Source organism: Streptomyces sp. NPDC087906 (genome assembly GCF_055584925.1).
On sequence record NZ_JBVJLC010000002.1, the window covers coordinates 234,667 to 258,838 of the forward strand.

Sequence of the window (24,172 nt, forward strand, 5' to 3'; positions counted from 1 at the left end):
GTCCCGTAGTCCCGTGATCCGCCTCATCCCGCCCGCACCACAGCGACGAGCCGCGTACGGCGCACCGTACGCGGCTCGTCAGTGGTTTCCCCCGCTGTCACACCGGCGAGGCCATCCCGTCGCCGAGGTAGTCGCGCGCGATGTGCTCGGCCGCGCCTGCCGCGGCGCCGGACCACAGCACCCGGCCGCGCCGCAGGACCAGCGCGCGGTCGGCGAAGCCGAGGGCCTTCTCGACGTACTGCTCGATGACGACCATCGTCAGTCCGGTGGATCTGACCGTGCTCCACGCCTCGTAGATGGCGTCGATGACCAGCGGCGCGAGCCCGAGGCTCACCTCGTCGGCCACCAGCAGCTTCGGCTTGGTCACCAGCGCCCTGGCCACGGCCAGCATCTGCTGCTCGCCGCCGGACAGGGTCGCGGCGAACTGCTTCGTACGCCGGCCGAGGACGGGGAAGAGCTGGTACACCTCCTGCTCGGCCGCCGCCCGGTCGGCGCGCGGCAGGACCCGCATGCCCAGAGTCACGTTCTCGGCGACCGTGAGCGTCGGGAAGATGCCCCGGCCCTCGGGCAGATACGCGACCTTGCTGCGGGCGATCTGATGCGACGGGCGATGGGTGAGTTCCGCCCCGTCGACCGTGATGGAGCCCGCGGACGGTTCGATGAGCCCGGCGAAGGCCTTGGCGATACTGCTCTTGCCCGCGCCGTTGGGACCGAGGACGGCCAGGCACTCGCCCTGTCCGAGGGCGAAGGAGACCCCGTCGACCGCGACGGCGTCGCCGTAGGTGATGGTCAGCGCGTCGACCGAGACGAATGGCGTTGTCATGCCGGCTCCTTCAGCACACCCAGATAGGCTTCCCTGACCCGCCGGTCGGTGGTGACCTCGGCGGTCGGGCCCGCGGCGATCAGCTCGCCGAAGTCGAGGACGAACAACTGCTCGCTGATCTCCAGGACCAGATCCATGTCGTGTTCGACCAGCAGGACGGCGATCCCCCGGTCGGCGGCGAGCCGCGACACGATCGCGGCGAACGCCTGGGTCTCCGCCCGGTTGAGGCCCGCCGACGGCTCGTCGAGCAGCAGGATCCGCGGGTCGCTGGCGATGCACTGGGCCACCTCGACCAGCCGGCGCAGTCCGAGCGGCAGTTCCATCGGCCCGCGTCTGCTCACCTCCGCGAGACCGAGTTCGGCCAGCAGCCGGTCGGCGAGGTCGAGTTCACCGGACCGGCCGGTGCTGCCGTCCCCGCGGGACAGCCGCAGGCCGAGCAGCACATGCTGGCGTACGTCCAACTCGGGTACGAGCTGCGGCTGTTGGAAGGTGCGCGCCATGCGGGCGCGGGCGAAGCGCTGCGGCCGGGCGCCTGTCAGGTCCTGTCCTTCGAGCAGGATCTGCCCGGAGTCGACCTGCTGGAGTCCGGAGGCGACACCCAGCAGTGTGGTCTTGCCCGCGCCGTTGGGGCCGATGAGTCCGGAGATCTTGCCCTTGGGCACATCGATGGTCACCTGGTCGAGGGCGCACACGCCCCCGAAGCGGACGGTGATGTCGCGCAGCGAGAGCGCGATGTCCGTGCTCGGTGCGGTCGTCACTGGACGCCTCCGGAGGTCGTGGTGGTGGGCTGTTCTCTGGGTACGGTGTCGGGGACGGGCGCCGGGGGGCCGCCGGCCGGCTGTGGTGGCAGGGGCGAGAGCCTGATCGCCAGGGCCCGGAAGCCCGAGCGGAGTTGCGGGTTGATGCCGATCGGGTTGGCGACGACCTGGATCGCCATCAGACCGAACAGCACGGCGGGCAGATCGCCGAGCCGGGTCGGCAGGTACGTGGTGAAGATCGCGGGCGCGATGGCCAGCGAGAGTCCCGCGGTGGCGGCGCCGCCCATGCTCCAGGAGCCCTGCGCCATGGCCAGTGCGAACCAGGTGAGGCCGAGGGTGGCGTTGTACGCGCCGGGGAAGGCGACGAGTTGGAAGCTGCCGAGGAGTGCGCCGCCGAGCCCGGCGACGGCGGCGCCCAGTGCGAACAGCGCGAGCCGGGAGCGGTAGATCGGCAGGCCCAGCGTCGAGGCGCGGTTGCGGCTGGCGCGCATCGTGGCGAACTTCAGTCCGAAGCTGGAGCGCCGCAGCAGCCACAGGCCGAGGACGACCAGCAGGAACACCGCGACGGCGAACTGGAAGAAGGCCAGGTTGGAGTCGAAGAGCCGGCCGAACAGGACGGGCCTGGCGAGCGTGACGCCCGAGTCGTACTGGGAGAAGGTGTCGCGGGTGAAGATGACCTGGTCGGCGAGGAGCGCGAACGCGAAGGTGACGATCGCGGCGTAGAGCTGGCCCAGGGGCAGCGCGACGGCTCCCACCAGCGCACCGCAGGCCATCGCGATCAGGGCGCCGATCAGCATCGCGGGGACCACCGGAAGGCCGTGCACGGTGGCGAGTTGGGCGGTGGCGACGGCGCCGATGCCGGCGAAGGTGATCTGGCAGATCCCGATGATGCCCGCCTCGCCGCTGACGAGCCGGAACGAGAGCAGGGCTACGGCGTAGCAGATGCCGAGGGTGATGACGCCGAGCCAGTAGTCGGTGAACACGTACGGGACGGCCACCAGGGTGACCACCAGCAGCGCGAAGCCGACCCAGCGGTCCCACCGGCCGCGCTGTGCGCGCAGCAGGGCGAGCACGCGCGCCTGGTTCTTCTCCGACGTGCTCACCAGGGAGGCGACCTCGCTGGTCTGCGCGTCGTCGCTGACCCCGCGCCGTACCGCCGCCTGGATCACGATGGCGAGCACCATGATGACGAACGGCAGGCTGGGGCGGAGCGAGGTGGCGAGGAAGCCCTTGTCGGGCAGCCACGGGATGACGACGGACTGGGCGACGCCGACGAAGAGCGAGCCGAAGAACGCCCACCACAGGTTGGTCAGCCGGCCGATCACCACTCCGGCGAACGAGGCGGCGACGGAGGTGGAGAACCCGCCGGCGTTGAGCCCCACCTGCGGGGTGATCATGATTCCGGCGAGTCCTGCCACCGCGACGCCGACCATCCAGGTGCCGGCCACGACCATGTTGGAGTTGGTGCCGGTCAGCGACGTCATCAGGGGTGAGTCGACGGTGCCCCGGGTGATGAGCCCGGCCGTGGTCCGCTTGAGTACGAGGAAGGCGACCAGCGACAGGAAGGCGGCCACGCCGAGGATGGTGAGCTGTTCGTCGCTGATGGCGACCCCGCCGACGCTGAAGACGCGTTCGGCGGTACCGGCGATGCCCTTCGGCTGGAAGACCTGCTTGTTGCCGAAGATCAGGGTCGTGCCGGAGGCGAGGGCGACGGAGAGGCCGATGGTGGCCGCCATCCGCACCATGGGGGTGGCCGAGCTGAGCCGGCCGAGGAGCACCGCCCACAGGAGCAGACCGACGAGCGGACCGATGACGAGGAGCGCGATCACGAGGGCGAGGACGGTCGGCAGTCCCTGCTCGGTGCGCAGCCAGTAGAAGCAGTAGGCGATGAAGAACGCCATGCCGCCCTGGGCGAAGTTGAACACGCGTGAGGCGTTGTAGGTCAGGACGAGGCCCAGGGACGAGATCGCGTAGATCGCGCCTGTGACGAGTCCGGCCACGAGATAACTGAACACGGCAACCTTCCGTTCAGCCGGTGAACTTGTAGAGGTCGCCGCACGTGGCCTTCGGGTCGGGGACCCACTTGGTGCCCTGGTAGATCGCGTACCAGGAGCAGGCGGAGTACGGCGTGCCGGTGGGCAGTTCGGCCGGGGCGAAGTTGGCGGCCCGCACCAGCAGGCCGCCGCCGTCGTACCCCTTCACCTTGCGCAGGCTGTCGATGAAGTTGGTCCTGGAGACACAGGAACCGGCTGCCTCAAGACCGCGGATGAACAGGTCGGCCGAGACGTAACCGGTGTTGGCGAAGCCGACGTTCGGCGGGATCTTCGGCGCGTACTTCTTCATCGTGGCGACGTACTTCTGGGTGGCGGCGTTGTTCAGTTCGGTGGGAATGGTGCCGACGGGGCTGGCGATGGCGCCCTGGAGGAGGCCGGATATCTGGCCGGAGACCTCCGGGTCGTAGACACCGGCCACGAGTGTGGCCTTGAGCTTGACGCCCTGTGCCTTGAGTGCCTTGAGCACGGACACACTGGAGTCCGTGAGGAGCTGGGCGGAGATCCCGTCGACCCCGGCCTGCTTCATCTTGATCGCGACGGCGGTGGCGTCGAAGGCACCGAGCGGGATGTCCCACTGCCGTACCCCGACCTTGAGCTGGGCCTTGGCCGCCGCCACGTCGAAGCCCTTGGCGCTGTTGATGGCGCCGGCCGAATTGTGCGACAGGTTGGCGACGTTGGTGGCTCCGGCCGCCTTCATCCGCTCCACCTGCGCGGTGGAGACATAGCCGGTGGAGGAGGCGCCGCCGAAGCCGAAGGCGTTGTTGTCGGTGGCGTAGGCGGGCTGTCCCGGGTATCCGGTGACGGGGATGTTCTGCTGCTTGAGGTAGTCGTACATGGTGTCGACGCGTGACGCCGACAGCACACCGAACACCTGCTGCGACTGGACGGCGTTGCGGGCGGCGATGACCTGCTGCGCGCCGTCGCCCTGGTCGTCGTCGGTCAGTACGGTGACTTTGCGGCCGTTGATCCCGCCCGCGTCGTTCTCCGCCTGGAAGCGGGCCTTGGCCGCCTCCAGGAAGCCGGCGAACGTCGTGGCCGACGGGCCGGTCTCCGGGTCGATGACCGCGACCTTGACTTCTTTGGCTGTGACACCGGGCGACGAACAGCCCGACGACGAGTTGGCCGACGACACGGCGCTGGTGCCGCACGCGGTGAGGCCCGGCACCACGAGGGCGGCGGCGGTCGTCACCAGGATCAGTCGTCCGAGGACCGGCCTGGCCCGGAGATTGGATGAGGGTACGCGCATGGAACTCTCCTCCCACAAACAGGGTCGAGTGGCTGCTGCAAGAGCGATGTGCGGATACCGGGTCGGTCGCCGTTCGGGAATCAATGAGTGGGGAGTGCCCGTCAACACTGCCGAAACCCGTACCGTAAAGCGAACGGTATCGGCAATGTAGTGGGCTGCGTCACACCTGTCAACGGCTTGTTTCGCTGTTGTTTCCTGGCCCGTTAGCACCTCTGCGCAAAGTATTGACGCATGCACGGTAATGGTTACGGTATAGCCATCCGGAACTCAGGAGGCCGTCCCATGGCACTCGCCATCACCGATGACCACAGCACTCTGGCCGGTGTGGTCAGATCGTTCGCCGCGGCGGAGGAGCTGCGCGCCTGGCCCAGGACCGCGCTCGACAGGACGCCGGCCGCACTGCCGGGCTCCTGGAAGAAGCTCGCCGATCTGGGCTGGCTCGGCCTCCATGTCCCGGACGCCTACGGCGGATCGGGATACGGCCTGCCCGAACTGGCCGTCGTCGCCGACGAACTCGGCTACGCCCTCTCCCCCGGCCCGTTCCTCGCCTCGGCCGCCGCCGCTGCCGTCCTCGCGGCGCACGGTACGGACGCGCAGCGCGAGAGCCTGCTCGCGCAAGTCGTCGACGGCTCGCTCGTCGTCGGCCTCGCCCTGGCCCACGGGCCGACCCGCGCGGCGGACGGTACGGTCGGCGGGTCGGGCGGCGCGGTGCTCGCGGGCCGCTGGGCGAAGCGGCTCATGCTCCGGGTGGGCGACGACCTCGTGCTCGTGGACAGCGACGACCCCGCGGTGCGCCTGGAGCCGGCCACCGGCCTCGACCCGTCACTCGGGCTGTCCACACTGACGGTCAGCGGCCTCGCTCCCACGCCGGACAACACCCTCGGCGGCGCCGCCGCCACCGCCGTACAGCTCTTCCGTACCCTGGCAGCGGCCGAGGCGGCGGGTGGCGCGCGGGCCTGCCTGGACATAGCGCTGGAATACGCCAAGGTGCGCGAGCAGTTCGGCCGTACGATCGGCGGCTTCCAGGCCGTCAAGCACCACTTGGCGAACATGCTGGTCGGCGCCGAACTGGCCACCGCGGTGAGCTGGGACGCGGCGCGGTCGGCCACGGCGGGCGAGCGCGGCGGTGTGGCCGCCGCCGCGGCGGCCACCATCGCCCCGCAGGCGTACCAGGACAACGCCCAGAAGAACATCCAGATCCTCGGCGGCATCGGATTCACCTGGGAGCACGACGCTCACCTCTATCTGCGGCGGGCCGTCGCCCTGCACCATCTGGTCAGGTCCCTGGGCAGCGCGGAGGACGACCTGTACGCGCACAGCCGCGCCGGTGTCCGGCCGCACTACGGTGTGGACCTGCCGGAGGACGCCGACCAATACCGCGCCGAGGCCAGGGAGTTCCTGGCCCGCTACCGTACGGCTGCGCCGGCCGAACGCCGCCAGGTGCTCGCCGAGTCCGGCTATCTCGTACCGCACTGGCCGCGCCCGTACGGCCGCGCGGCGGGCCCGGTGGAGCAGTTGGTCATCGAGGACGAACTGGCCGAGGTGGATGCGCCGGTACTCGGCATCGGCGGGTGGGTGCTGCTCACTCTGCTGCAGAAGGCGACATCCGGGCAGGTCGAGCGCTGGATCCCGCGCAGCCTGGCCGGTGAACTGACCTGGTGCCAGCTCTTCAGCGAACCGAACGCAGGCTCGGACGCCGCCGCCGTCCAGACCAAGGGCGTACGGGTGGAGGGTGGTTGGCGGGTCACCGGCCAGAAGGTGTGGACCAGCGGTGCGCAGCACAGCGACCGCGGCCTCGCGACCGTACGCACCGATCCTTCGGCGGCCAAGCACAAGGGCATCACGGCCATGGTCGTCGACATGCGGGCGCCGGGCGTCGAGGTGCGGCCGCTGCGGGAGATCACCGGCGAGGCGCTGTTCAACGAGGTGTTCTTCGACGACGTCTTCGTCCCCGACGGCGATGTGGTCGGTGAGATCAACGACGGCTGGAAGGTGGCACGGGCCACCCTCGGCAACGAGCGGGTGACCATCGGCGGCGGCACGTCCGGCGACCGGCTGTCGGCGGTGGAGCTGATCGATCTGGCCGAACGGTACGCGGAGGCGGGCGACGGCGAGGCGGGCGACGGCGGCCGATCGGGCGCCGGCGGCGAGGCGCGGCGGCGGGTCGCGCGGCTGATCGCCGAGGAGCATGCCATGCGGCTGATCAATCTGCGCCAGATCGCCCGCGCGGTGGCCGACTCGGGCCCGGGGCCCGAGGGCAATGTGACCAAGCTGCTGTCCGCCGAACACGCGCAGCGCGTCACCGAACTCGCCATGGAACTCGCCGGTCCCGCCGCGCTGACCGGGCAGGAGGAGCGGGTCACCTTCTCGTATCTCTTCGACCGCTGCCTGAGCATCGCGGGCGGCACCTCGGAGATCAGCCGCAATGTGATCGCCGAACGCATCCTCGGCCTGCCCCGCGACCCGCTGAACGTCTGATCAGCCGGGCCGCTACTCGCTCAACTTCCTTGCTTCGCCGTCGACTTGGCCGCAGCAGACTTGGCCGCCTTACGGTCGGCGGCGAGCAGGGTGCGCAGCCCCCTGATGTTGTTCTCGATGCCGAAGTCGAAGTCGTCGTCGCTCACCATGTACCAGGAGTGGCGTTCGACCTCCTGGGACATGACCGGCATCGTGCTGGCGAGATGGGCACGCGGATGCGGATACTCCTCGACCACGCCCTGCGAACGGACCCGGCGCTCGACCATGAGGGAGCCGCGGGTGTAGATCGACAGGGTGAAGTACGCGTAACTCGCGGACGCCTCGCTGAAACCGGCCTTGACCAGCACCTCCAGGATCTCCTCGATCCGCGACCAGGTCAGTCTGATGGTGTCGTCCGCGTAGCTGCTGCCCCGCATGATGGTGAGGTCGCAGAGCACGTCGTCCTGGCGCAGGATGGACCGGAAGTTCGAGAAGAACTCGCGCAGGACGTCGTCCCACGCCCGGCCCTCCAGCGGAGGCATCTGCCCGTAGAACCTGCGGAACCCCTCCTCCGTGAGGGCGTCCAGCAGTTCTTCCTTGCTCTTGAAGTACCAGTAGATGCTCGTCACACCGACACCGAGGTGCTGGGCGAGGCGCGGCATGCTCAAACCGTCGACACCGTCCGCCTCGCACAGCGCGAAGGCACCCTTGAGGATTTCCTCCGAACTGATCGAGCCACGGGCTCGCCTACGGCGCGGCGCCGTGGTCCGATTCGTCTGGGTAGCCATGCAATGCTCCAGTCATCGACCGTTACGGTATGCCTATCGATAATACCGCAGAAGCCCGTCCCGACAGGCGCGGTACGGTCGGCGCGGCGCCCGGCGGACGGGCCGCCCGGCATTCTTGCTGTTCCCGTAACCGTGGAGGAGAACCATGAGGATCCACCTGTCCAGTGTGTTCGTGGACGACCAGGACAAGGCGCTGCGCTTCTACACGGACGTGCTGGGCTTCGTGAAGAAGGTCGAAGTCCCCGTCGGGGCGGATCGCTGGCTGACCGTGGTCTCGCCCGACGACCTCGACGGCACGGAACTCCTGCTGGAGCCCGACGGCCACCCGGCCGTCAAGCCGTACAAGTCGGCCCTGGTCAAGGACGGCATCCCGGCCACCGCCTTCGCCGTGGACGACGTACGCGCGGAGTTCGCGCGGCTGCGCGAGCTGGGGGTGCGGTTCACCCAGGAGCCGATGGAGATGGGCCCGGTCATCACGGCGGTGCTGGACGACACCTGCGGCAACCTGATCCAGATCGTCCAGACCACCTAGCACCGGACCGACCAGCACCTGGTCGATGTCACACATCGAACCGCCGGTTTCTCATACAGGAGGACGTCATCCCCAGGGGGCGCCGCGCAGCAGCGCTCCCCCGCAGAGACCGGAGAAATCGTGTTCGCCGCCTATGTCACGGTCACCATGCTCGGCGCGGTCTTCAACGGCGCCGCCGCCGTCACCTATCTGATCGGCCACGAATACCCCAAGTCCCAGGCGGACATGAAGGGGCTGCCCAGGAAGTGGGTGCCGGTGCTGGGGATGTTGCTGGCGGCGGGGACCGTGGGGCTGGTGGCCGGGTTCGCTGTGCCGCTGCTGGGGACTCTCGCCGCTTCCGGCCTGGTGTTGTATTTCATCGGCGCGATCATCGCCCACCTGCGGGTCGGCTCCCGCAACATCGTCGGCGGAATCGTCTTCCTCGCCACCGCGGCGGCGGCGCTGGTCCTGGGCCTGGCGTACCACGGCTCCTGAGACCGGTCGTGCGTGACGTCCGGGACCCGGCGCTGCCACGGCGCGACTGAACTCACGCCGTGGCAGCGTCGCGTTGCAGGGTGAACCAGAACGTCGGGACCGGGTTGGTACCGGGCGTCACGTCGGTCAACCGCCATCCGGTGAACCTGGCGCCGAGTTCGTCGGCGGTGGCTCCGGAGATCGGGTCGTCGAACGCCCCGGGCCCGTATCCGAACATCAGCAGTCGCGCACCGGGGGCGGCGCGCTTCGTGAGGCCGGCGGCGTAGTCGTCGCGGCGGTGGGGTGGGATCCCGCAGTAGCAGCTCAGGTCGAAGAACAGCTCGTACGGGCCGGGCACGCCCACTTCGTCGAGTCGGGTCGCGTCCCCGCACAGCACCGTGACGTCCGCTCCGGCCGCGGTGGCCTTCTCCCTCGCCTGCCGGACCGCGCGGTCGACCAGGTCGACGGCATCCACCCGCCAGCCGTGCCGGGCCAGATACACCGCGTTGGTCCCGGTGCCGCAGCCGAGTTCGAGGGCCTGGCCCGGCGCCGGCGCGCCGGGCCCCTCGACCAGGGCCACGAGCTCGGGCGGCGTGACGCCGCTGTCCCACGGCGGCTTGCCGTCCCGGTAGAAGTCTTCCAACTCGCGGCGCACCGCCGCCTCCTGGTCGAGCTCCACAGCCGTCCGAATCTCACTCATCGCTACCCCTCAAAGAAACTAGAGTCCGTCTCTAGTGACTGACTCTAGAGATAGACTCTTGGCATGCATGCGGTCAAGGGATCCGACGGACAGAACGCCAAGCGCCCCGACAAGCGGGCCGAACGCTCGCGGCACACCCGCGAGAAGATCGTCGCCGCGGCGCGGGAGCTGTTCGTCGCACAGGGGTACGGCGCGACCAGCCTTCAGGAGGTCGCGGACCGCGCGGGAGTGGCTGTGCAGACCGTGTACTTCGTGTTCCGCAACAAGCGCGCGCTGTTCAAGGACGTCGTCGACACGTCCATCGCGGGCGACGTCGAACCCGTCGCCACGATGGACCGGGACTGGTTCCGCACCGCGTGCGCCGAGCCCACCGCGGCCGGGCAACTACGCGCGCACGTGCGGGGCGTACGCGGCATCCTGGGCCGCGTCGCCCCGATCATGCCGCTGATCGCGGCCGCCTCGGCCACCGATCCGGAGATCGCCGCGCAGTGGCCCGCCGGCCCCGACCCGCGCTACACCGTCCAGCACGCCGCGGCGAAGGCACTGACCGCCAAGCCCGACGCCCGCCCCGACGTCGACACCGCACGCGCCGCCGATCTGCTGTACGGACTGCTGAGCCCGGAGCTCTATCTGGTCTTTGTCCGCGACCGGGGCTGGTCACCCGACGCCTGGGAGGAGTGGGCCCGTGCTGCCCTGACTGCCCAGCTCTGCACCGATCACGGGTAGACCCGCCGGGCCGCTGCCGGTTACTTGCGGCGGACGCGGCGGCGTATCGCCGGGCCCAGGCGGACCAGCAGTCGCTTCTCGACGCCGGCCATGCGCTTCTCCGTCGCCGTCAACTGCTTGCGCATCGCGGCGATTTCCTGCTGCACGGAGGTGTACTGCCGCTCCGCCGCGGTGAGTCGTTTCTGCAAGTCGTTGTTCTTCTTGGTGAGTCCGCTGATGCGGCGTTCGGCCACCGCGTCGCTGTGTGCCAACTGCTCGCGCAGCCGGCTGAAGCGGTAGCGCAGCGCTCCGTCGTCGGAGCCGTCCCACAGCGCCACCGAGGGCGGCAGTTCGATGCCCGCGATCCGTGCGTCGAAGGCGGCGCCGCCGTCGCCGTGGGTGAAGGTGTTCTCCAGGTCGTTCTTGTCGAGGAAGGCGGTGAAGCGGTCGAACCGCTCCGCGTGCCCCTTGAGGAGTCCGCTGAAGTCGGCCTGGTCGTAAAGGTCTTGGGGGTGGATGTCCCCGGGGAGACCAGGAAGCTGCCGGTGCGGGAGGTCGAAGTAGCGGCAGAGTTCGAGGGTGCGGGAGTCGTGGGTCAGCACCACGGCCGGCGTACCGGCCAGCAGGGCCGCGATGTTGCCGTGGATGCGAGTGCCGTAGGCGAAGTCGTACGCAGCCAGCTCCCGCATCCAGACCGTCGGATCCATCGGCACCCTGACCTTGTTCTCCCGGAACAGCGGGTGCGTGAGCTGGAGGGGGAACGCGTCGTACTTCCCCGCCGCCGCCGTGGTGTCGCCCCAGAAGAGGATCTCGGCGTCCAGGGTGTTCTGCGCGAAGTACGTGAGCTGCGGGAAGCGCTCCACCGCGTGGCGCGCCAGCCCTCCCACATCGCCGACGGGTATCGCGTCCGGCGAGAGGTTGATGGCGATACGGGAGCCGGCGTCGATGGCTCCGGGGTCGCGGGGCGTGGGGAAGGTGTCCCCGTGCAGGAACATCGAAGGACAGCCGATGATGTCGACGTCGCCGAAGCCGAGGCCGCGCAGGTACGAGGCGGTCAGCTCACCGCGGACGCCGATGGCCGGGGACCTCTCCAGTACGGCCCGCGCGAACCGGCGTACCGACGCCTCCATGGGCCGCAGCGGCTCCGTGTCGTAGTCGGCGCCGACCTGCGCCCCGACGCCGAGGACCACCACGGGAATGGTGAGTTGCTCGATCAGCGTGGACAGCCGGTCCAGGGACGCCTGGAAAGAGGGGCGGAAGGCGTTGGCGAGCGGCACGACGAAGACGTCGTACTGCTCGTTGATCTCCCGCGCCCGCTCCGCCGACGAGTTGGTCCTGATCCCGTTGGACGTGACCTCGGTGCGGTCGGTGAGCAGCAGTTTGTGTGCGGCGTCACTGAAGAGCAGGTTTCCGTTGTTCGTGCCGATCAGGTCCTGGTGGATGAACTCTTCGTGCGTGGCGACACGGAAAGGGCTCTTCCCCGAGCGGATGAGGATGCGCTTCATGCCGCACTCCCCATGCCTGCGACCGGCCTACCGGGCCCCTCCATCACCTGGTGGTCGGTGGCACACATACCTGATGGAACCTGACTCAACACGAAATCCTCTTCACGAAGCCGTTAACAAAAGAACACAACTTGTCCGTCCGGCACTCTAACCGCGCCACCCATGCCTCGCACATGTGTGCCAGCAAGACATTTCGGCAGCGCTCTGCACGCGGGCGCGAGGGCACCAGCGGTCGAAGCGCTTGCGCTACTCGGGCCGGAGGGTGTCCCGGAGTGCCGTGGCGACTGATTCGAGGCAGGTCGGGAAGTCGGTCCTGCCCTGGGCTTCGATCCATCGGACGAACGCGTTCTGGAAGGCGATCGTGGCGAGTTGGGCGACCAGTAGAGCCCTGTCAGGAGCCACGTCGCGCTGCGTGAGTGCGGCGCTCAGCGCGGTGGTGAGGGCGGCGAGCTTGGTGCGTTCGCGTTCTTGGAGTTCCGCGCTGCTGTCGATCACGGCGCGGCGTTCGGCGGCGTGGTCGATCAGCTCGACGAGCTGGGTGCCGACCTGGGCCAGGGCGTCGAGGGCCGCCGGGAGGGGGGATGCGGTCTCGGCGGCGGCGAGTACGGCGTCGGCCACGGCGGCGGGCAGGCGTTCGGAGCCCGCGAAGAGCACTTCGCGCTTGTCGGGGAAGTAGCGGAAGTACGAGCGCCGGGTGATACCGGCGCGCTCCGCGATCTGCGTCACGGTCACGGCGTCGTACCCGTGCTCGCCGAAGAGTTCCAGCGCGGCCCTGGTGAGCCGCTCTTCCGTCCCCGGGTCCCATCTCGCCATGGTCCGAACCCTAGCAAGTGATGTCTCACTGTGCCGTCAGTACTGCTAACCTGGGTGATGACACAGTGAGACATCAGAGTGGGCGTCGGCGTGGGGTCGGCGCGGAGAGGAATCCCGATGGCACCGAACGGCAGGACTGACGAGGTGTGGATCCTGGGCGCCACCGGCCGGATCGGCCGTGCGGTCGCGACGCGGCTGGCCGCGCGGGGCGTCCCACTGGTGCTGGTCGGACGTGATCACGAGCGGCTGAGCCGGGCCGGGGCGAAGATCGTCGTCGCCGACACGGCGGAACGTATCGCCGCCGCGATCACCCGGGAGCGGCCCGCCGTGGTCGTCAACACCATCGGTGACTACGCCGGGACGGCCGGGACGATCGCCCGCGCCTGCCTGCCGGGCGGCCACTACCTGGATCTGGCCGCCGACCTGGCAGCCGTCGGACGGCTGCTCGCCCTGCACGACGAGGCGACCGCCGCAGGGAGCACGTTCGTGACCGGCGCGGGGTTCGGCGTGCTGGCGACCGAGGCCGTCGTCGCGAAGCTGTGCGCAGACCGGCCCGCCCCGGACGCGGTGCGCGTGGACGCCCTGTCGTCGACGGCCACCGAGGACGGAGTGCTCGGCGCCGCCTTCGCCGCCACCTTCGTCGAGGTGCTGACCACCGGCGGGCGCGGCTACCAGGACGGCCGCCTGGTCACGACGCGGCTCGGCGCGAACCCGCAGCACCTCACCCTTCCCGACGGGCAGCGGGTCAAATCCGCAGGTGTTCCGACCGGCGAACTCCTGGCCGCACAGCGGGCGAGCGGGGCGCCGTCCGTCACCGCCACCTCCGCGCTTGCGCCGACCTCACCCGCCGTACGAGCCGTACTGCCCGCGCTCGGGCTGCTGTTGTCCGTCCCAGCCCTGGGCCGGTTCGCCGTCCGGCAGATGGCCCGGACCACGACCAAGGCCGCGCCCCGGCCCCGGCACCACTCCTGGGGGCACGCCGTCGCCACCTGGTCCGACGGCACCAGCCGCGAGGGCTGGCTGCGCGTCGGCGACGGCATGGACTACACCGCCGACGTCGCCGCGGAGGTCGCCCTGCGCCTCGCGCGCGGCGAGGCCGAGCCGGGCGCCTACACACCGGCGGCGGCGTTCGGTCCCGACCTCGCCGTCGCGGCCGGGGGCGACTTCATCCTCGACTGAGGCCGGGCACTGCGGTCGACGCGCTCAGCTCGGGAGCCTGTGGAGCCAGTCCGGGAGCGGCCGTTGAGTGGCACTCCACTCAAGGGGTGAGCTGTGCGCGTACCCAGTCAGGAGCGGGGTTGACATGGGCCCGGCCCGCCACGACGACGGTCGGCACGGTCTCGTCGCCGTCGTTCGCCGCCCGTACCACCGCGGCGCCGGCCGGGTCGCGCCAGATGTCGACCCAGTGCAACTGGCGGGCGTGACGGCCCAGTCGGAAGCGCAGCCGCAGGCAGTACTTGCAGCCCGGCCGCCAGAAGACGACCGGGCGGCCGTCAACGGCGCTGCGGCGCTGTGCTTCCGCCGCGCCGACCGGCCTCGGGAAGACCAGCCGCGAGTGCACGACCGCGACCACCGCGAAGACCAGCAGGAACACTGCGGCCGGGCCTGGACTCCCCCCGAGGACCAGCCCGGCTGCGACGGCCGCGCCGCAGAGCAGAAGCAGCATCGGCAGAGTCCAGGCACGCGTCATGATGCCGCAGACTATCGCTGACCCTGGGCCGTCGCCGTCGGCCGGCCCAGGTGCCGGTCGTCCGCCCGCGCCGTACGGGCTCGGGACGCGGCGCCGATCGCGACCGCGCTGCTGCCGAGGGCGCTCCGTACGAGCCGGACCGGGTGCCCGCTCACCGGAGGTTCGGCCGCCAGGGCGCGCAGGATCGCCGGTTCGAGCAGAGACCAGGCGCCGCTGACACCGCCGCCGATCACCACCGTCGTGACATCGACGACGCCCGCCGTGATGAGGATCGCCCGCGCGACGGCGGAGCCCGCCGCCTCGAACACCGCGACCGCGTCCGGATCGCCCAGGCCCGCCGCGTCCGCGACGTCCCGGGCCGTGGCGGGCCGGCCGGTCCGCTCCTCGTAGCGGGCGCCGATGGAGCGCCCCGAAGCGAGTGTCTCCAGATGGCCCCGGCCGCCGCAGGTGCACGGCAGGTCGCCGAAGCCCGGGGTGTGGCCGATCTCGCCCGCCGCGCCGTGCGGGCCCTCGAACAGTGCCCCGCCCATCCAGAAGGCCCCGCCGACGCCCGTGCCGAGCGTCATCCCGAGGACGTACGGCTCCCCCTCGACGGCGCCCTTCGACACCTCACCGCGCAGGAACGCGTTGACGTCGTTGTCGAGGAACGCCGGTACGCCGAGGGCAGCTTCGACGGTTTCCGTGACGGGAAAACCCGCCCAGCCGGTGAACGAGTCGCTGGCGACCAGGACATGTCCCGTACGCGCGTCGACCACGCCCGCGGCGCCGACCCCGACCCCGCGCAGCTCCGACGGCACCCGGCCGAGAAGCACCCGGGCCGCGTCAACCGCCGCGCCCACCATGGCGGTTCCGCCGTCGGCGGCCGGGGTCGCGATCTCGATGTGGTCGAGGACGGCGAGGTCTTCCGAGCAGAGCACGACCTGGGTGGTGGTGCCTCCGATGTCGATCCCCGCGTACCTGGCGCGCACGGATCGGTGGATCTCCGTTCGGCTCATGCGTCGACGTCCGATCCACCCGCGGCGAGCGCCGCCTGGCGGTCGGCGCGGCGCCGCCTTTGCAGGACCGGGTCCGGTACGGGCACGGCGGCGAGCAGCCGGCGGGTGTAGTCCGTTTCGGGGTGGCTGAGCGTCGCCTCGGTGGCGCCCTCCTCCTCGATGCGCCCTGCCCGCATGACCACGACGCGTTCGGAGAACTGCTGCACCACGGCAAGGTCGTGGGACACGAACAGGCAGGCGAAGCCGAGTTCGTCCTTCAGCTCGGAGATCACTTCGAGCACCGTCTCCTGCACGCTGACGTCCAGCGCGCTGGTCGGCTCGTCGGCGACGAGCAGTCGCGGGGCGAGGACGAGCGCCCTGGCGAGGCTCACCCGCTGGCGCTGTCCGCCGGACAGCTCACCGGGCGCCCGCCGCGCGAAGTCCCGTGGCAGCCGTACCCGTTCAAGGATCTCGGCGACCCGGTCCCTGCGCTCCTTCGCCGACATGCCGCGGCGGTGGACGCGCAGTGGTTCGGCGACGCACTCGGCGACGCTCATCCGCGCGTCGAGTGAGGCGACGGGGTCCTGGAGGACGACACCGACGCCGGAGCGCAGGGCCCGGCGGGCGCGGGCCCGGGTCTTGGCGAGGTCGGTGCCGAACAGCGAGACCGTTCCGGCGGCCGGCTGGACGAGGCCGAGTGCGACACGGGCCACCGTCGACTTGCCGGACCCGGACTCCCCCACGAGACCGACGGTCTCTCCCGGGTTGACCGAGAAGGACACGTCGTCCAGGGCGCGTACGGCCCCACGCCCGCGTCCGAACTGCACGGTCACGTCCCGCAGATCGACCACGGGGTCGGCGGAGGTACGAGCCCCGGCCGCCGGCGGTTCGGCCCCGCGCTCGGCGACGCTCAGCCGGGGCACGGCGGCGAGCAGCCGCTTGGTGTAGTCGTGCGTCGGGCGCAGCAGTACGTCCTCCACGGCTCCCGTCTCGACTATTTCGCCCTGGAGCATGACGGCCACCCGGTCGGCGAAGTCGGCGACGACGCCCATGTTGTGGGTGACGAGGAGCACGCCGGTACCGGAGTCGACGGCGAGTTCGCGCAGCAGGTCGAGGATCTCGGCCTGCACGGTCACGTCGAGCGCGGTGGTCGGTTCGTCCGCGATCAGCAGGCTCGGACCGTTCGCGATGGCCATGGCGATGACGACGCGCTGCCGCTGTCCGCCGGAGAGCTGGAACGGGAAGGCGGACGCCCGCTGTTCGGGGTCGGGGATGCCGACGCGGCGCAGCAGGGTGACGGCTTCCTTCGCCGCTTCGGCGGCGGACAGCGCGCGGTGGTTGCGTACGACTTCGGCGATCTGCTTGCCGACCCTGGTGAGCGGGTCGAGTGCGGTCGCCGGCTCCTGGAAGACCATGGAGACCGTGCGGCCGCGCAGCTTGGCGAGGTCCGGTTGGGAGGCGGCGACGACATCGGTCGTACCGACCGAAGCGCGGCCCGTGGCGCGGGCGTTGTGGGGCAGCAGCCCGATCGCGGCGAGCGCGACCGTCGACTTGCCCGACCCCGACTCGCCGACCAGCGCGAGCGTTTCGCCGGGCCGTACGTGCAGCGAGACTCCGCGTACGGCGGGCACGTCGCCGTTCTCGGTGCTGAACGTGACGCCGAGGTCGTCGAGTTCGAGGATGGGCTCGGCGGTCGCTGCGGTCGCTTCGGTGGCGGTCATCCGCGTCCCCTCACGTCGAATGCGTCACGGAGGCCGTCGCCGATGGCGTTGAAGGCGCACACGACCAGGATGATGGCGAGGCCGGGCGGCAGGATGAGCCACCAGCGCCCGGAGTAGGCGGCGTTGAGTCCTGCGGAGAGCATGCCGCCCCAGTCGGTCGCGGGTGGCTGGGCACCGAGGCCGAGGTACGACACGTACGCGACGAGCAGGATCGCGTCGGCGACCTGGAAGGTCGCGGCGACGACGATGGTCGACACGGAGTTGGGCAGGATGTGGCGGCCGATCGCGCGGCTGTGGGTGCCGCCGATGGCGCGCAGTGTGAGCACGTAGTCGCGGCTCTTCAGGGTGAGTGTCTCCGCCCGGATGAGCCGGGAGGGGACGAGCCACGAGACCAGCCCGATGATGACGACGAGGCCCCACACCCCCGGGTTGGAGATCGCGGAGATCACCAGCAGGATGAAGAGCGCGGGGATCGCGATGCCCGCGTCGACGATGCGCATCATGACGGCGTCGATCCAGCCGCCCGCGTAGCCCGCCGTCGCGCCCCACAGGGTGCCGATGACGGTGGCGAGCAGCCCGGACGCGAGACCGACGATGAGCGACACCTTGCCGCCGAACATCAGCCGGCCGAACTCGTCGTGTCCCACCGCGTCGGTGCCGAACAGGTGCTTCCCACTCGGCGAGAGGTTCACCTGGGAGAGCGTGGTGTGCGTCTGGTCCGTGGAGTACACGAGCGGTCCGACGAAGCAGAACAGCACGAACAGGACGACGACGGCGAGCCCGACGACGGCGAGCCGGTTGCGGGCGAATCTGCGCGCGATGAGGCGCAGTCCGGTGGCGGGAGCGCCGGGGCGGCCCTGGGCGGACGCCCGGGTGCCGGGTGCCTGGCCCGGCTGCAGTACGGCGCTCATGCGCGACCTGCCTTCACTCGGGGATCGATGATCCGCTGGACGACGTCGGCGAGGAGCGTGCCGACGACGGTCGCTATCGCGATGACGAGGACGCAGCCGAGCAGGACCGGGTAGTCGGACGACTGGGCTGCGGACCAGAACAGCAGTCCCATGCCCGGGTAGTTGAAGAGCTGCTCGACCACCAGCGCTCCGCCGAAGAGCACGGGTACGTAGTAGCCGAGCATCGCGACGACGGACGTCAGGGAGTTGCGCAGGACGTGCCGCCGCAGCAGGGCTCCCTGCCGTGAGCCGCCGGCCCTGGCGGTGCGCACGTAGTCCTCGGAGAGGTTCTCCAGGGTGGCGGCGCGCATGTACCTGCTGAACACGGCGACCATGGAGGCGGCGCCCGCGACGACCGGCAGGACGAGCCCCGCCGGGTCGGCGAACACCTGCCCCAGTGTGTCGCCTTGGGGTGCCTGGGCCGGGAACCAGTTCAGGACCTGGCTGAAGACCAGGACGAGCACGAGACCGAGGAAGTACACCGGGGTCGAGTAGGCGATGAAGCTCAGTGTGGTGCCGATGTAGTCGACGGGCTTGTTGCGCCGGACGGCCTGCGCCATCCCGAGCGGGATCGCGAGGATCAGCCCGACGACGGCCGACAGCACCGTGAGCACGAGTGTCTTCGGGAGGCGCTGGGCGATGAGCTGGGCGACGGGCTCGTTGAGCGTGTACGACGTCCCGAGGTCACCGCGCAGCAGTGTGCCGAGGTAGTAGACGTACTGCACGGGCAGCGGCTTGTCCAAGCCCTGCTGGTGGTTGAAGTCCGCGATCTGCCGCGCCGTGGCCTGCGGTCCGAGGATCCCGCGTGCGGGACCGCCCGGGAGCGCGTGCAGGAGGCAGAAGACCACCACCGTCACGAAGAAGAGCACCACGACGGCCTGAAGGACTCGTCGGGTCAGGTACAGGAAGGTTGGCATCTGGTTTCCGGCCGGTTCGGATCAGTGGGGCGTACGGGTCGCGACGGGGGCCGGGCGGTGTGCGGGCCGGTTCGCCCGACAGCATCCGGTCCCCCGCCGCGTGTTGATCACTTGCCGGTCCACTTCCACTGTGCGGGGTGGAAGTTGGCCAGGGAGTCCTGCGAGAAGCCGCCGAGGCCGTTCTTGACCACGGAGATCTGGTAGTCGGGTTCGGGCAGCCAGATCACCGGCAGGTCCTTGGCGAGGGCCTCGCTGTACTGCTGCACGGCGTCGTTGGACGTCGAGGTGGTGGACGCGGTGATGAGCTTGTCCACGTCCGGGTTCGAGTAGTTCCCGAAGTTCGAGCCGCCCTTGGTCTGGAACAGCGAGTCACCGGTCGGGAAGGCGTTGAAGTACCAACTGCCCGCCGTGCCGAAGAAAGAGAGCTGCCACTTGCAGATCGACTGGCTCGCCGTGCACTGCGGGGTCTGCGAGAGCACCGAGTTGACCGGCGCCGTCTTGATCGAGAACTTGATCCCGGTCTTCGACAGCGACGACTGGACGGCGCTCATCATGTTGTCCGTGACCGGCGAGCCCGACTGCGACAGCACCTGCATCTCGAACTTCGTCCCCTTGGCCACACCGGCGCCGCACTGCGCGGCCGAGCTGCCCGGCTGGGTGCAGACCAGCACACCGCCCTGCTCGCTCCAGCCGTGGGAGGTCAGCAGCGCCTTGGCCTTCTCGGTCGAGAACGGGTACGGGTTGTCCTTCTGGACCTGCGAGACGAACTCGGACTTCTGGGCCTGCGGGATCGGTCCGTAGCCGTTGACCGCGGTGCCGTTGAAGATGACCTTCGAGAGGCTGGTCTGGTCGATGGACATCTGCACGGCCTGGCGTGCGTAGAGCTGCTTGAACACGGGCCCCATGGTGGGGTTGTTGAAGTTGTACGGCATGTACGTGATCGCCCACCCGGTCCACGGCTTCACCGAGTAGCCGTTGCTGGTGAACGAGTCCTTCTGGTCGAGGTCGCCGGCGTTGATGTAGCCGTAGTCGACCGTCTTCGCGCGCAGCGCGTTCTTCTCCGCGTCCGTCGTGGTGAACGGGAGCAGGTTGACCGTCGCGATGTTCGCCTTCTCGCCGCCGTCGTACTTCTTGTTCGCGGCGAGCACGACCTTGCCCGACGTCGCGAACGACTTGACGTTGTACGGGCCGCTGACGACCTTCCACAGCGGGTCCGTCGCGTAGCCCGAGATGTTCTTCGCCGCCGTGTTGAGGAACGTCCACACCTGCTTGGCGCCCGCCGGCGTCCTGTCGGCGTCGGACACGGCGGCGGACGCGCTCGTCTTGTCCCACGCGTGCTGCGGCAGGGGCTTGATGAGGCTCAGCTCGTTGGCCAGCATCCACTGGCTGTTGTAGGCGCGGTCGAACGTGATGGTGAAGTGGGTGGCGTCGACGGTCTTGAGCGAGGTCCAGTTGTCGGGGGCCTTGCCCTCGTTGTAGTTGGCCCACTGCGTCTTGTTGGCCTTGATGACGTTGAACCAGAACTCGACGTCCCGCGAGGTGACCGGCTTGCCGTCGCTCCAGTGCCGGTTGCCGAGGGTCACATCGACGCTCTTGCCGTCCTTGGCGAAGTCGGCGGCGGTGGCGAGCGACGCCTCCTTGTTCCAGGCGACGCTGCCCTTGGACCCGTCGTACGCGACGAGCGGCTCCCAGAGTGCGGCCGCTATGGAGTCGTTGTTGGTGTTGAGGTGTGCCGCGGTGCCGATCGGCAGGATCCAGTTCGGTGTGAAGTTGGCGGGCAGCGCGTAGTTGATCGAGTCCGACGATGCGGACGCGGAACCGGTCGACCCACTGCACCCGGCGAGCAGCGCGCACGCCGAGGCGGCGGCGCCCGCTATGAGTGCCCATCGACGGCGTTCCGTCACGCGAGCAGGGAACATGACTCTCCTGATGAAGTACGACCCGTTGCGTCCCGGCGGAAGGCGGGGAGACGTCGCGGTGGGCGCTTGGAAGAGCAGTCAAGGCCGCCTCGCCCGAAAAAACAAACGAACTTTCGTAAAAAGAAGGTTTCTTTTTTTCTGAAGAAAGCCCACGTCGGACGGTTCGACCCCTTGGCAGGAGTTCGCTTTGTCCATTATTGGCCGGTAACGAGGCGGAACTCGGGCGGTCTTGACCTCTCGGCCGGAGAGCGGCGCAGGCGTACTGTCATCGCCATCATCCCCGTTCCGGAAGTTAGTTCACCCATGTCTGACATAAGTGCACCGCACCGGAGCGGCGCCAGGGGTGTGCCCTCCCTCGCCTCGCGCGTCCTCGAACTCATCGCCTCCGGGCAGGCGGTGTCGCGCACCGAGCTGGCGGAGCTCCTCGGCGTCGCTCCGTCGACGATCTCGCTCACGGTCAGCCAGCTCGTCGAGCGCGGCCTCGTCGCCGAGCAGGGCACCCGCGCGTCCGGCGGCGGCCGGCCCCGCAAGGTGCTGCGCGTGGGCGGCACCGACGAGTACGCCGTCGCCGCCGACGTCGGAGGCCGGCACGCCCGGGTCGGTGTCGTGCTGCCCGGCGGCGATCTGACCGACGTCTCGACCGTGCCCTTCGCGCTCGACGACGGCCCCGAAACGGCGCTGCCGCGGCTGGCCGAGACGCTCGAAGCGCTCGCGCAGGCGCGCGGCAGGGAGCGGCTGCGCGGGGTCGGCCTGTCCCTGCCGGGCCCGGTCGACGTCGGGTCCAGGGCCGTCACCCTGCCCTCCCGGATGCCGGGGTGGAACAGATTCCCGGTCGGCACGTGGCTGGAGGAGCGGTTCGGGGTGACGGCAGCCGTCGACAACGACGCCAACTGCATGGCCGTCGGCGAGCACGCCGCACGGCCCGGCAGCCGCGACCAGTCGATCATGGTGAAGATCGGCTCCGCCATCGGCTGCGGCATCATCGTCGACGGGCGGCTCTACCGGGGCGCGACCGGCGCCGCGGGGGACATCACCCACGTACGCATCGACGCGGCGGGGGACATCCCGTGCTCGTGCGGCAACACCGGCTGCCTGGAGACCGTCGCGTCCGGGGCCGCGCTGGTACGGGTCCTGCGGGAGAGCGGCGCCGACATCGGCTCGGTTGAGGACGTGGTGCGCCTCGCCTCCGACGCCGACCCGCAGGCGACACGCGCGGTCCGCCAGGCGGGCCGGCACCTCGGCCAGGTGCTCGCCGCGAACGTCAACTTCTTCAACCCCGACGCCGTGTATCTGGGCGGCATCCTGTCGACCCTCGAACCGCTGGTGGCCGCGGTGCGGAGCCAGCTCTACGAGGCCTGCCACCCGCTGGTGACCGAGCACCTCACGATCGAGCGCGCCAGTCTCGGCGCGGACGCCGGCCTCTTCGGCGCCGGCCAGTTCGCGCTCCAGCGCGCGGCGGCGCAGTCGGCCGACGCGCTCGCCGACCCGGCGCCGCGCCCCGTACCGGCGCGCCGGAATCCCGAACCCACCGGAGAGCTGACCTCATGACCACCGCAGCAGGAGGAGCCGTGCAGCCGTCCCGCACGCCCGTCGCCCGTCCCGTCATCGCCGTCGCGGGCCTCGGCATCGAATCGTCCACCTTCTCGCCCGCCAGGACCGAGGCCCCGGCCTTCCGTCCGGCCAGGGACGCCGACGTGCTCGCGCGCTACCCCTTCCTCGCGCCGGGCGAGCCGCTGGCCGCAGCCGCGCAGTGGCGCGGCGCGCTCGTCGGCAAGTCGCTGCCGGGCGGCCAGGTGACGGCGGGCGCGTTCGCCGCGCTGTCGGACGAGCTGATCGAGCGGCTGGCGGCCATGCCGCACATCGACGGACTCTGGTACGACATCCACGGCGCCATGACCGTCGAGGGCATGGACGACGCGGAGGCCCTGCTGCTCCGCCGGATACGCGAGACGGTCGGCCCCGACGTCATCGTCTCGACCTCCATGGACCTGCACGGCAACGTCTCACGGGAGCTGGCGCACCGGAGCGACCTGATCACCTGCTACCGGATGGCCCCGCACGAGGACCACATGGAGACGAAGGAGCGGGCCGCACGCAACCTCGTGGACCTGCTCGTCTCCGGCGCGCCCCGGCCGGTCAAGGCGTGGGTCCCGGTGCCGGTGCTGCTCGCCGGCGAACAGACCTCGACCCGCGTCGAGCCGGCGAAGAGCGTCTACGCCGCCGTGGCCGACGTCGAGGCGGCGGACGGCGTCATCGACGCGGCGATCTGGGTCGGCTACGCCTGGGCCGACGAGCCGCGCAACCGGGCCGCCGTCGTGGTGACCGGACCGTCGGAGGCCGCCGTGAGCGCGGGCGCGGAGAAGCTGGCCCGCGGATTCTGGGAGAGCCGCCGCGACTTCGCCTTCGTCGCGCCCACCGGGTCGCTCGACGCGTGTCTCGACGACGCGCTCGCGTCGGCCGACCGGCCCTACTTCATCAGCGACTCGGGCGACAACCCCACAGCCGGCGGTGCGGGCGACGTCACGTGGGGACTCCAGCACGTCCTCGCCAGGCCGGAGTTCCAGGACCCCGAAGGCCCCACCGTCATCTACGCGTCGGTGCCGGGGCCCGAGGCGGTCGCCGCCGCGCAGCGGGCGGGCGTCGGCGCGACCGTCACGGTCACGGCGGGTGCGGAGGTGGACGACCGGCACGCGGGACCGCTCACCATGACCGGCGTGGTGCACGCGATCCGGCACGGCGACCCGGACGCGCGGACCGAGGTCGTGCTGCGGGTCGGCAGTGTGTTCGCGATCCTCACCACCCTGCGCAAGCCGTACCACCACGAGCACGACTTCACCGATCTCGCGCTGGATCCGCGCGGCGCCGACATCGTGATCGTCAAGATCGGCTATCTCGAACCCGAACTGTTCGACATGTCCGCGGGCTGGCAGCTCGCGCTCACCCCGGGCGGCGTCGACCAGGACCTGCTGCGCCTCGGCCACCACCGGATCCGCCGCCCGATGTTCCCCTTCGACGCAGACATGGCGGACCCTGACCTGACGGCCCGGCTGATAGCGCCGTCGGACAAACCCCTCACGGGCGACGACGAGTGAACGGCGGAGGGTGAACGGCGACGGGTGAACGGCAGCACGGGCGAGCGGCGGCGACGGGCGAGCATCGGCGGGTGA

At 70.2% G+C, this 24,172-nt stretch carries 21 protein-coding genes; 7 read left to right on the forward strand and 14 right to left on the reverse strand.

All coding sequences use genetic code 11. The features are described 5' to 3' along the window. Window positions 1-97: 97 nt before the first annotated feature. From ACZ63I_RS06355 to ACZ63I_RS06370, 4 genes are read right to left on the reverse strand one after another with little or no spacing between them, the layout of a single operon-like run. Window positions 98-823, reverse strand: a complete 726-nt coding sequence (locus ACZ63I_RS06355; protein ID WP_469335924.1) for an ABC transporter ATP-binding protein — start codon at window positions 821-823, stop codon at window positions 98-100. Beyond that, window positions 820-1,581, reverse strand: coding sequence for an ABC transporter ATP-binding protein (locus tag ACZ63I_RS06360; protein ID WP_469335925.1), 762 nt, complete (start codon window positions 1,579-1,581; stop codon window positions 820-822). Before ACZ63I_RS06360 ends, ACZ63I_RS06355 begins: the two co-directional genes overlap by 4 nt. After that, window positions 1,578-3,596 (reverse strand): ABC transporter permease, encoded by a 2,019-nt coding sequence (locus tag ACZ63I_RS06365; protein WP_469335926.1) that lies wholly within the window; start codon window positions 3,594-3,596, stop codon window positions 1,578-1,580. Before ACZ63I_RS06365 ends, ACZ63I_RS06360 begins: the two co-directional genes overlap by 4 nt. A 13-nt stretch (window positions 3,597-3,609) precedes the next feature. Continuing rightward, window positions 3,610-4,881, reverse strand: a complete 1,272-nt coding sequence (locus ACZ63I_RS06370; RefSeq protein ID WP_469335928.1) for an ABC transporter substrate-binding protein — start codon at window positions 4,879-4,881, stop codon at window positions 3,610-3,612. 282 nt (window positions 4,882-5,163) lie between these two features. Between ACZ63I_RS06370 and ACZ63I_RS06375 the strand changes: the two genes are divergently transcribed. Next, entirely contained in the window at window positions 5,164-7,359 is a 2,196-nt protein-coding gene (locus tag ACZ63I_RS06375) for an acyl-CoA dehydrogenase (protein ID WP_469335930.1), read from the forward strand. A gap of 20 nt (window positions 7,360-7,379) precedes the next feature. Here the strand turns inward: ACZ63I_RS06375 and ACZ63I_RS06380 are convergent, their stop codons facing one another. Further along, the gene (locus ACZ63I_RS06380; RefSeq protein WP_469335932.1) at window positions 7,380-8,126 is read right to left on the reverse strand and encodes a TetR family transcriptional regulator; all 747 of its coding nucleotides are present in this window, start codon (window positions 8,124-8,126) and stop codon (window positions 7,380-7,382) included. A 145-nt stretch (window positions 8,127-8,271) separates the two neighbouring features. Between ACZ63I_RS06380 and ACZ63I_RS06385 the strand changes: the two genes are divergently transcribed. Further along, window positions 8,272-8,658, forward strand: a complete 387-nt coding sequence (locus tag ACZ63I_RS06385) for a VOC family protein (protein ID WP_469335934.1) — start codon at window positions 8,272-8,274, stop codon at window positions 8,656-8,658. 120 nt (window positions 8,659-8,778) lie between these two features. Continuing rightward, window positions 8,779-9,132, forward strand: coding sequence for a DoxX family protein (locus ACZ63I_RS06390; RefSeq protein ID WP_469335936.1), 354 nt, complete (start codon window positions 8,779-8,781; stop codon window positions 9,130-9,132). Window positions 9,133-9,184: 52 nt separating this feature from the next. Here the strand turns inward: ACZ63I_RS06390 and ACZ63I_RS06395 are convergent, their stop codons facing one another. Then, window positions 9,185-9,811: a class I SAM-dependent methyltransferase gene (locus tag ACZ63I_RS06395; RefSeq protein WP_469335938.1), complete on the reverse strand. Its 627-nt coding sequence runs from the start codon at window positions 9,809-9,811 to the stop codon at window positions 9,185-9,187. 63 nt (window positions 9,812-9,874) lie between these two features. Here ACZ63I_RS06395 and ACZ63I_RS06400 point away from each other — a divergent pair, with 63 nt between their 5' ends. Beyond that, a complete protein-coding gene (locus ACZ63I_RS06400) occupies window positions 9,875-10,537 on the forward strand; it encodes a TetR/AcrR family transcriptional regulator (RefSeq protein ID WP_469335939.1) in 663 nt (220 codons plus the stop codon). Between the two features lie 20 nt (window positions 10,538-10,557). On the opposite strand, the gene ACZ63I_RS06405 is transcribed toward ACZ63I_RS06400, so the two are convergent. Further along, window positions 10,558-12,021, reverse strand: a complete 1,464-nt coding sequence (locus ACZ63I_RS06405; RefSeq protein ID WP_469335940.1) for a polysaccharide pyruvyl transferase family protein — start codon at window positions 12,019-12,021, stop codon at window positions 10,558-10,560. Window positions 12,022-12,267: 246 nt separating this feature from the next. Continuing rightward, window positions 12,268-12,834 (reverse strand): TetR/AcrR family transcriptional regulator, encoded by a 567-nt coding sequence (locus tag ACZ63I_RS06410; protein ID WP_469335942.1) that lies wholly within the window; start codon window positions 12,832-12,834, stop codon window positions 12,268-12,270. A 117-nt stretch (window positions 12,835-12,951) separates the two neighbouring features. Here ACZ63I_RS06410 and ACZ63I_RS06415 point away from each other — a divergent pair, with 117 nt between their 5' ends. Beyond that, complete coding sequence (locus ACZ63I_RS06415) at window positions 12,952-14,013, forward strand: saccharopine dehydrogenase NADP-binding domain-containing protein (protein WP_469335943.1); 1,062 nt, start codon at window positions 12,952-12,954, stop codon at window positions 14,011-14,013. Window positions 14,014-14,092: 79 nt separating this feature from the next. Here ACZ63I_RS06415 and ACZ63I_RS06420 read toward each other — a convergent pair whose 3' ends face one another. The 6 genes from ACZ63I_RS06420 to ACZ63I_RS06445 form a co-directional block, all read right to left on the reverse strand. Beyond that, window positions 14,093-14,524 carry a glutaredoxin domain-containing protein gene (locus ACZ63I_RS06420; RefSeq protein ID WP_469335945.1) on the reverse strand — a complete coding sequence of 144 codons (432 nt, stop codon included), beginning with the start codon at window positions 14,522-14,524 and terminating at the stop codon, window positions 14,093-14,095. 11 nt (window positions 14,525-14,535) lie between these two features. After that, a complete protein-coding gene (locus tag ACZ63I_RS06425; protein WP_469335947.1) occupies window positions 14,536-15,519 on the reverse strand; it encodes an ROK family protein in 984 nt (327 codons plus the stop codon). Next, window positions 15,516-17,219: a dipeptide ABC transporter ATP-binding protein gene (locus tag ACZ63I_RS06430; protein WP_469335949.1), complete on the reverse strand. Its 1,704-nt coding sequence runs from the start codon at window positions 17,217-17,219 to the stop codon at window positions 15,516-15,518. Before ACZ63I_RS06430 ends, ACZ63I_RS06425 begins: the two co-directional genes overlap by 4 nt. Then, window positions 17,216-18,130 carry an ABC transporter permease gene (locus ACZ63I_RS06435; protein ID WP_469335951.1) on the reverse strand — a complete coding sequence of 305 codons (915 nt, stop codon included), beginning with the start codon at window positions 18,128-18,130 and terminating at the stop codon, window positions 17,216-17,218. Before ACZ63I_RS06435 ends, ACZ63I_RS06430 begins: the two co-directional genes overlap by 4 nt. Continuing rightward, on the reverse strand, window positions 18,127-19,086 hold the full coding sequence (locus ACZ63I_RS06440) for an ABC transporter permease (protein ID WP_469335953.1): 960 nt from the start codon (window positions 19,084-19,086) through the stop codon (window positions 18,127-18,129). The genes ACZ63I_RS06435 and ACZ63I_RS06440 overlap by 4 nt, the downstream gene beginning before the upstream one ends. 107 nt (window positions 19,087-19,193) lie before the next feature. Next, window positions 19,194-21,005: a peptide ABC transporter substrate-binding protein gene (locus ACZ63I_RS06445; RefSeq protein ID WP_469335954.1), complete on the reverse strand. Its 1,812-nt coding sequence runs from the start codon at window positions 21,003-21,005 to the stop codon at window positions 19,194-19,196. Between the two features lie 303 nt (window positions 21,006-21,308). Here ACZ63I_RS06445 and ACZ63I_RS06450 point away from each other — a divergent pair, with 303 nt between their 5' ends. Both ACZ63I_RS06450 and ACZ63I_RS06455 read left to right on the forward strand, forming a co-directional pair. Continuing rightward, on the forward strand, window positions 21,309-22,553 hold the full coding sequence (locus ACZ63I_RS06450; protein WP_469335957.1) for an ROK family transcriptional regulator: 1,245 nt from the start codon (window positions 21,309-21,311) through the stop codon (window positions 22,551-22,553). Continuing rightward, a complete protein-coding gene (locus ACZ63I_RS06455) occupies window positions 22,550-24,097 on the forward strand; it encodes a M81 family metallopeptidase (RefSeq protein ID WP_469335959.1) in 1,548 nt (515 codons plus the stop codon). The genes ACZ63I_RS06450 and ACZ63I_RS06455 overlap by 4 nt, the downstream gene beginning before the upstream one ends. Window positions 24,098-24,172: the final 75 nt, after the last annotated feature.

Coding starts and splice junctions, on each gene's coding strand:
- ACZ63I_RS06355 (WP_469335924.1), bottom strand. CDS start 823: ATGACAACGCCATTCGTCTCGGTCGACGCGCTGACCATCACCTACGGC.
- ACZ63I_RS06370 (WP_469335928.1), bottom strand. CDS start 4,881: ATGCGCGTACCCTCATCCAATCTCCGGGCCAGGCCGGTCCTCGGACGA.
- ACZ63I_RS06375 (WP_469335930.1), top strand. CDS start 5,164: ATGGCACTCGCCATCACCGATGACCACAGCACTCTGGCCGGTGTGGTC.
- ACZ63I_RS06380 (WP_469335932.1), bottom strand. CDS start 8,126: ATGGCTACCCAGACGAATCGGACCACGGCGCCGCGCCGTAGGCGAGCC.
- ACZ63I_RS06385 (WP_469335934.1), top strand. CDS start 8,272: ATGAGGATCCACCTGTCCAGTGTGTTCGTGGACGACCAGGACAAGGCG.
- ACZ63I_RS06395 (WP_469335938.1), bottom strand. CDS start 9,811: ATGAGTGAGATTCGGACGGCTGTGGAGCTCGACCAGGAGGCGGCGGTG.
- ACZ63I_RS06400 (WP_469335939.1), top strand. CDS start 9,875: ATGCATGCGGTCAAGGGATCCGACGGACAGAACGCCAAGCGCCCCGAC.
- ACZ63I_RS06405 (WP_469335940.1), bottom strand. CDS start 12,021: ATGAAGCGCATCCTCATCCGCTCGGGGAAGAGCCCTTTCCGTGTCGCC.
- ACZ63I_RS06410 (WP_469335942.1), bottom strand. CDS start 12,834: ATGGCGAGATGGGACCCGGGGACGGAAGAGCGGCTCACCAGGGCCGCG.
- ACZ63I_RS06415 (WP_469335943.1), top strand. CDS start 12,952: ATGGCACCGAACGGCAGGACTGACGAGGTGTGGATCCTGGGCGCCACC.
- ACZ63I_RS06420 (WP_469335945.1), bottom strand. CDS start 14,524: ATGACGCGTGCCTGGACTCTGCCGATGCTGCTTCTGCTCTGCGGCGCG.
- ACZ63I_RS06425 (WP_469335947.1), bottom strand. CDS start 15,519: ATGAGCCGAACGGAGATCCACCGATCCGTGCGCGCCAGGTACGCGGGG.
- ACZ63I_RS06430 (WP_469335949.1), bottom strand. CDS start 17,219: ATGACCGCCACCGAAGCGACCGCAGCGACCGCCGAGCCCATCCTCGAA.
- ACZ63I_RS06435 (WP_469335951.1), bottom strand. CDS start 18,130: ATGAGCGCCGTACTGCAGCCGGGCCAGGCACCCGGCACCCGGGCGTCC.
- ACZ63I_RS06440 (WP_469335953.1), bottom strand. CDS start 19,086: ATGCCAACCTTCCTGTACCTGACCCGACGAGTCCTTCAGGCCGTCGTG.
- ACZ63I_RS06445 (WP_469335954.1), bottom strand. CDS start 21,005: ATGTTCCCTGCTCGCGTGACGGAACGCCGTCGATGGGCACTCATAGCG.
- ACZ63I_RS06450 (WP_469335957.1), top strand. CDS start 21,309: ATGTCTGACATAAGTGCACCGCACCGGAGCGGCGCCAGGGGTGTGCCC.
- ACZ63I_RS06455 (WP_469335959.1), top strand. CDS start 22,550: ATGACCACCGCAGCAGGAGGAGCCGTGCAGCCGTCCCGCACGCCCGTC.